1 protein-coding gene is annotated in these 1,846 nt (G+C 70.7%); it reads left to right on the forward strand.

Going from position 1 to position 1,846, the window contains the following annotated elements; genetic code table 11:
• The coding region (locus OO57_RS37655; RefSeq protein WP_033257406.1) for a multifunctional oxoglutarate decarboxylase/oxoglutarate dehydrogenase thiamine pyrophosphate-binding subunit/dihydrolipoyllysine-residue succinyltransferase subunit at positions 1–1,846 on the forward strand (1,846 nt) is incomplete at both ends.

Here is a 1,846-nt window from a genome sequence, read left to right on the forward strand (position 1 = left end):
TCAAGGTGTCGTTGGCGGCGAACCCGTCGCACCTGGAGACCGTGGACCCGGTGGTGGAGGGCATCGCCCGCGCGAAGCAGGACATCCTGGACTTCGGCGGCACGACCTTCCCGGTGCTGCCGATCCAGATCCACGGCGACGCGGCGTTCGCCGGGCAGGGCGTGGTCGCGGAGACCCTGAACATGTCGCAGCTGCGCGGCTACCGCACCGGCGGCACCGTGCACGTGGTGGTCAACAACCAGGTCGGCTTCACCGCCGCCCCCGCCTCCTCGCGCTCGTCGATGTACTGCACCGACGTCGCCCGGATGATCGAGGCGCCGATCTTCCACGTCAACGGCGACGACCCCGAGGCCGTGGTCCGCGTCGCGCGCCTGGCCTTCGAGTTCCGCCAGCAGTTCCACAAGGACGTCGTCATCGACCTCATCTGCTACCGCCGCCGCGGACACAACGAGGCCGACAACCCGTCCTTCACCCAGCCCCTGATGTACGACCTGATCGACAAGAAGCGCTCGGTGCGCAAGCTCTACACCGAGGCCCTGATCGGCCGCGGCGACATCACCATGGAAGAGGCCGAACAGGCCCTGCAGGACTTCCAGGGCCAGCTGGAGAAGGTCTTCGCCGAGGTCCGCGAGGCCACCGCCGCCCCCGCCCAGGCCGCCACCGGCCGCCCGCAGGCCGACTTCCCCGTCTCCATCCAGACCGGCATCTCCGCCGAGACCGTCAAGCGCATCGCCGCCTCCCAGGTCAACCTCCCCGACTGGCTGACCGTCCACCCCCGCCTGCTCCCGCAGCTGCAGCGCCGCGCCGCCTCCGTCGAGGACGACACCATCGACTGGGCCACCGGCGAGGCCCTCGCCATCGGCTCCCTCCTCATGGAGGGCCACCCCGTCCGCCTCGCCGGACAGGACTCCCGCCGCGGCACCTTCGGCCAGCGCCACGCCGTCCTCATCGACCGCAACACCGGCGAGGACTACACCCCGCTGATGCACCTCACCGAGGACCAGGCCCGCTTCACCGTCTACGACTCGCTGCTCAGCGAGTACGCGGCGATGGGCTTCGAGTACGGCTACTCCCTGACCCGCCCCAACGCGCTGGTCATGTGGGAGGCCCAGTTCGGCGACTTCGTCAACGGCGCCCAGACCATGGTCGACGAGTACATCGCCTCCGCCGAGCAGAAGTGGGGCCAGCACTCCGGCGTCACCCTGCTCCTCCCCCACGGCATGGAGGGCCAGGGCCCCGACCACTCCTCCGCCCGCCCCGAGCGCTTCCTCGCCCTGTGCGCGCAGGACAACATGACCGTCGCCATGCCCACCCTGCCCTCCAACTACTTCCACCTGCTGCGCTGGCAGGCCCACAACCCCCACCACAAGCCCCTCATCGTCTTCACCCCGAAGTCGATGCTGCGCCTGAAGGCCGCCGCCTCCGCGACCGCCGAGTTCCTCACCGGCGGCTTCCGCCCCGTCATCGGCGACAGCACCGTCGACCCCGCGCAGGTCCGCAAGGTCGTCATCACCTCCGGCAAGTTCTACTACGACCTGGAGGCCGCCCGCACCGAACGCGGCGTCACCGACACCGCCATCGTCCGCGTCGAGCGCCTCTACCCGCTCCCCGTGGCCGAACTCCAGGAGGAACTCGCCCGCTACGGCGAGGACGTCCAGTTCGTCTGGGCCCAGGAGGAACCCGCCAACCAGGGCGCCTGGCCCTTCATCGCCATGAACCTGGTCGACCACCTCCAGGTCGTCATCGGCCGCACCGGCGGCAACGCCCGCCTGCGCCGCGTCGCCCGCCCCGCCTCCTCCGCCCCCGCCGTCGGCTCCGCCAAGCGCCACGCCGCCGAACAGCAGGC

The sequence above is a fragment of the Kitasatospora phosalacinea genome (genome assembly GCF_000717185.1).
In the GTDB taxonomy this organism is placed as follows: Bacteria; Actinomycetota; Actinomycetes; order Streptomycetales; family Streptomycetaceae; genus Kitasatospora; species Kitasatospora phosalacinea_A.